Raw genomic sequence first — 5497 nt, forward strand, 5'->3', positions numbered from 1 at the left:
TAAAAAAGTAACACGACACTAATGACACGAATGTAAAGTACGAATTACACGAATAAAATACAACCATTGGATTTTATTCGTGTCATTCGAATCTTCTATTTGTATATTCGTGTCGTGTATAAAAGACATGGAATCATCAAACGGCTTTGAAGAATTTGAGAAAAGGATAGGCATACAGTTTGTCAACAAAAGCTTATTGCGCGCCGCTTTCACCCACCGCTCTTACTTGAACGAAAACAAAAGCGTAGGCAGGGAACATAATGAACGTTTAGAGTTTTTGGGTGATGCTGTTTTGGAACTTATAATAACCGAATACCTTTATGGCAAGTATCCGGGAAAACCGGAAGGCGATCTGACCTCGTATCGTTCGGCTTTGGTGCGTACCGAAACGCTTTCTTCCGTTGCTGACAAGCTCAATATCAATGACCACATTTTACTCTCGCGCGGTGAAGCGAAAGATACCGGCAGGGCTCGTCAATTTATATTGGCAAACACCGTGGAAGCCATTATCGGAGCCGTGTACTTGGACCAAGGGTATGAATCGGCCAAAAATTTTGTTTCCAAAAACCTTTTTCACTTGATTGACGATATTGTGGACTCAGGAGCGTGGGTTGATGCTAAAAGCCACTTTCAAGAGAAAGCTCAAGACATTTCAGGAGTTACGCCTACTTACAAAGTGGTTCGGGAAACCGGTCCAGATCATGATAAAAAATTTGTCTCCGCGGTTTTTGTGGGAGACGAGATGGTAGCCGAGGGTGAAGGACGTTCCAAGCAGGAAGCCGAGCAAGAGGCGGCAAAGCAAGGACTGAAAAAAAGGGGATGGGACAAAAATTCTGATAGATAGCGAACGTCATGAGAGTTCTCAAAAAATTTTTCGCCTAATACCCTGTGAGCACAACTTTCGGGGATAGGACGAAAAAATTTTATTGTGGATAACTCTTTTCAGGTCGGCGTTATAATTGAGGGTATTAACATTCTTAAAAAACTATGCCTAACGTAGAATTTAACGACGAAAATCAGTACACTCCCATGCAAAGCATGGGTACGGGGTCGGTATCAGGACTTACGGGGTGGCTTATAAAAATTGGTGTCGCCAAAGACGTCACGGGCGCGAATAAAATCCTTTTAGGAATAGCTGTTGTGTCCTTGATAGTGGCGGTTGTGGTGTTTTGGAGGACAACAAGATCGCCGGAATTGATTCCGATAACGCCGGAGCCCGGTCTCGGCCAAGATATACCCGGGGGTTTTTAGAGTAATTTTTTTAAAAAGAGAAGTTAAAGCGCGTCTATATAAAGTAGATGCGCTTTTATCTTTACGCAAAAATGGTTTATAATTTGAAAGTAAATATAACTTTGAATTACGAAACACTTGCTTCCCCCCCTCGGAAAGCTCCCAAAAAAGTGACCGCTCCAAGGGCGCTTGCCGGGGGCTCAGGTCACTTTTTCGTGACTTTCCTCGTGGGGGGAGGCGCCTGCCGTATTTCGCAATTCAAGAATATAAACCATGCACCTGCGCACTCTTGAACTTAACGGCTTTAAGTCCTTTGGCAAAAAAACCGAATTGTCTTTCGGCGCGCCCATAACCGCCATTGTCGGTCCGAATGGAAGCGGTAAAAGCAACGTGGCGGAGTCGTTCCGTTTCTGTTTGGGCGAACAGTCCGTAAAGTCAATGCGCGGTAAAAAAACCGAAGACCTCATTTGGAACGGCGCCGGTTCTGACGCAAAAGGCAATCGCGCTTCCGTGCGTTTGGTTTTTGACAATTTGCCCCAAAACATTGACGGAAAATCAAAGAAGCTTTTCAATGTTGATTTTGACGAAGTAACGGTGGAAAGAACCGTTTTTCGGGACGGTGTCAGTGAATACAAAGTAAACGGTTCGCCGGTGCGTCTTAAAGACGTCATAGAACTGCTTTCCCAAGCCCACATCGGCGCGTCAGGGCATCATATAATTTCGCAGGGAGAAGCGGACAGGATACTAAACGCCAACTCGCGCGACAGGCGGGAAATGGTTGAAGACGCTTTAGGCCTGAAAATATACCAATACAAGCGAAAGGAAAGTGAAAAGAAATTGCAAAAAACCGAGGAAAACACGAGGCAGGTGGAAAGCTTGCGCAGAGAAATAGCTCCCCATATCCGTTTTTTGAAAAAGCAGGTTGAAAAAATAGAAAAAGCCAAAGAAATGCGAGCGGAACTCGCAACTCTTTATAGCGACTATTTGAAACGTGAATACATTTATATCCAAGAAACAAACAAACGGCTCTCCGTAGAAGAAAAAGAACCGCAGGCGGAAAAAATACGGTTGGAAGAAGAACTCGGGGTGGCCAAAGAAACTCTTGAAAAAGCCAAGAAAAAAGACGGCAAAAGCGAAGAGGTAATTAAGCTTGAGAAAGACCTTTCCGAAATCAGAAACAAAAAAGATTATCTCATCTCTTCCATAGGGAGGGTGGAAGGAGAGATTGCCGGTTTGGAAAGGGTTTTAGTCAGGCAGAAAAGTCGTACTCCTACGGAAGGCAATGTACCTCTTTCCGAAGTCCGCCGTATTGCAGACCAAACGGAAGAAATAGAGGAGAGTGTGAAGAATGAAAGCGACCCTGAATCAATAAAAGAGGTTTTAAGAAAGATAAAAGAAATTTTGCGTTCCTTCATTGAAAGACATTCGGTAAAAAAAGGAGAAAACGAGGAAGATTCGGAGAGAGAGATTGCGAAGTTGAAAGAGGACAGAGCGCGATTTCAGGACGAGTTTGCAAAAGTGTCGGCAAAAGAAAAAGAACTTCAAAGGTTTTATTCCGATCTGAAAGAAAGCATAGACAAAGAAAAAGACCAAAACAGGGACGCGGAAAAAGCCGTCTTTAGGATAATGGCCGAGCTAAACTCTCTGCGATCCAAACTTTCCGCTATTAGGGCCGAAAAGGAAAGAATAAAAATGGTTGAGGACGATTTCAATCGAGAAATCCAAGAAGGGGTGGTGCTTGTCGGCAGGGACATCAAACGGTACGAAACAGCCAATGTCTCCCATGATGGTAAAACCGTTTTAAGCGAGGCGGAAATAATTTCTGAAGATAGAAACAAGCAGGAAGACCGCCGACGGGCCATAGAGAAGATAAAAATACGTTTAGAGGACGCGGGACTTGTGGGCGCGGAAGAAATAGTTAAAGAACATGACGAGACCGTGGAAAGAGACATGTATTTGGAAAAAGAACTTTTGGATTTAAAGGCCTCCGCTTCTTCGCTTAAGGAGTTGATACGAGAACTTGGGGAAAAGTTGGATACCGAATTCAAGGAAGGGGTGCAGAGGATAAATCAAGAATTTCAAAAATTCTTTCAAGTCATGTTTGGCGGAGGAAATGCCGTTTTGAGCGTGGTTAAAGAAGAGAAAAGAAACAGAGGCGAATCCGAATACATTTTGGCGGAGACGGACGACTCGGAAATAGTGGCGGCTATGGAAGAAGAGGAAGAAGGCAAAGAGGGAATAGATATAAACGTGTCACTCCCAAGAAAGAAAATAAAAGGTCTTATGATGCTCTCCGGCGGTGAAAGAGCTCTGACTTCCATTGCTCTTATTTTCGCCATGTCGCAGGTTAATCCTCCTCCTTTTTTGATTTTGGACGAAACGGACGCGGCTCTGGACGAAGCCAATTCAAAAAAGTACGGCGACATGATAGAAAATCTGTCCCAAAAATCCCAGCTTATTTTAATTACGCACAACCGCGAGACCATGTCTCGGGCCGGAATAATCTATGGAGTGACAATGGACAGAACCGGCGTCTCAAAGCTTCTTTCCATACAGTTTGCTGAAGCCGTGGCGGTGGCCAAATGAGTTTAAAGTTGAAAGTTTAAAGTGAAAAGTTAAAATCAAAATGGAAAGCGAATATGAAATATTCAGGCAGAAGAGGCATGAGAAGTGGAATACGCCGGAAGAAGAAATTGAATGGGCTTTGAAGGAAGCCGGTGGTTCGGGAATACTCAAAAAAGACAGAATAATAGAGGGGGAAACAAACGAGGTTCACATGGTAACTGACAGTAAGCAGAGAGAATTTGTCGTGAGAATTTCGCATAGAGAAAATCACAAGTTTGAAAGATTTGAAAGAGAAAAGTGGGCTTTGGAAAAATGCGCTGAAAAAGGAGTACCGGTACCCAAACCCTTGTTTGTCGGCAAAAGAGAAGTGGAAGGAAAACTTTTGCAGTTTTTGGTTGAATCAAAATTGACTGGGGTGGATTTGCGTACTTACTTAAAGCAGGGGGGAAACAAAGAGGCGGTTATGAAGGAAGTGGGGACACAGCTTGCAAAAATACATTCCGTTAGTATGGACGGATTCGGTTCTTTGAATGAAGAAGGACACGCTGAATATAAAACAGCGAATGATTTAATACGCGGCGATAAGCATTGCCAAGCTCAAAAGGTTTTAGAAAATGACAAAGTTGGAATTTTAGATAAGCATGTCATTGAAGATGCTGGCGATGTTCTAATAAGCGAGCTTGAGAAAGTTTCCGGTGTGGAGCCGGTTCTTTTACATGGCGATATACAGCCGAGTCATATTCTTGTGCACAATGGACAGGTCTCTGGTTTTATTGACTTTGAAAATGCCAAGGCCGGCGATAGAGCCGAAGAATTTGCCCGATGGGAGATGAAGTTTGGAGAGAAATACCCAATAGAACTTTTTAAAAAAGGATATGGCGAGGAGTTTTTCGGGGCAGATTTTGAATTTAGGAAAAATTATTGGCGGGTTTTCCAGAGTATGGCGCGCCTCACGTATTTATTGCGGGAAGGGAAGCAGTTCAGTATCGGGGAAGCAGAAGAGCGTTTAAAAGAAACTCTGCGGTATTTTGAAGATGTGTAATTACGTACGCAAGCAAATTACTACTATACTATATAGTATAGTAGTATTCATAAACAGTCGGAAAATTGCGGATAAATGAAGAAGAAGACAAAAAAAGGCGTAATCGCAAATTGCGAAGTGCGGGGCGAAAGGCGGATGTCTTGTAATTTGAGTACAACACGCTGTCCAAAAATTATTGTGCATCGGAAACGCCTAATACTGGGGAGTATTAGGCGTTTCCACGCTTCGCTCTTATGGGTCTTTCACGCGCTACACGCTTCACGTTCTACGCTTCACGTTACACGCTACACGATCTTATAATCCATCGCTTTTCTTTCAACATCAGTTCCGACCACTTTGAATTTCACACTGTCTCCAAGAGCATATTTCTTTTTTGTCTTTTCTCCGATTATAGCGTAGTTTTTCTCGTCCAATTTCCAAAAGTCGCCTGTAATATCTCTGAGTTTCGCCATACCTTCCGCTCCCGTTTCTTTCTCCGCGATATAAATGCCCCATTCGGTAACGCCGGTAATGACGCCCTCAAATTCTCGGCCGATTTTGTCGCTCATATACTCAACTTGCTTTAATTTTCTGCTTTCTCTTTCCGCCTCCGATGCCGCTATTTCTTTTTCCGTGGAGCGCTTTGCTATTTTTTCCAGACGAACAAATTCATCCGGGCCG

General features: G+C 43.5%; 5 protein-coding genes. 4 read left to right on the plus strand and 1 reads right to left on the minus strand.

The window, feature by feature from the left end; translation table 11 throughout:
- The first annotated feature begins 127 nt into the window (after window positions 1–127).
- The 4 genes from rnc (at window position 128) to Q8P86_01830 (ending at window position 4837) form a co-directional block, all read left to right on the plus strand.
- Entirely contained in the window at window positions 128–844 is a 717-nt protein-coding gene (gene rnc, locus Q8P86_01815) for a ribonuclease III (protein MDP3996413.1), read from the plus strand.
- Between the two features lie 143 nt (window positions 845–987).
- The gene (locus Q8P86_01820) at window positions 988–1251 is read left to right on the plus strand and encodes a hypothetical protein (GenBank protein MDP3996414.1); all 264 of its coding nucleotides are present in this window, start codon (window positions 988–990) and stop codon (window positions 1249–1251) included.
- A 252-nt stretch (window positions 1252–1503) separates the two neighbouring features.
- A complete protein-coding gene (locus Q8P86_01825) occupies window positions 1504–3816 on the plus strand; it encodes an AAA family ATPase (GenBank protein ID MDP3996415.1) in 2313 nt (770 codons plus the stop codon).
- Window positions 3817–3856: 40 nt separating this feature from the next.
- Window positions 3857–4837, plus strand: a complete 981-nt coding sequence (locus Q8P86_01830; protein ID MDP3996416.1) for an aminoglycoside phosphotransferase family protein — start codon at window positions 3857–3859, stop codon at window positions 4835–4837.
- A 284-nt stretch (window positions 4838–5121) separates the two neighbouring features.
- Here Q8P86_01830 and Q8P86_01835 read toward each other — a convergent pair.
- Window positions 5122–5497: S1 RNA-binding domain-containing protein (locus Q8P86_01835; protein ID MDP3996417.1), on the minus strand; the 376-nt coding region annotated here is incomplete at its 5' end.

It is taken from the genome of bacterium, from assembly GCA_030699905.1.
Lineage (GTDB): Bacteria > Patescibacteriota > Minisyncoccia > Phycocordibacterales.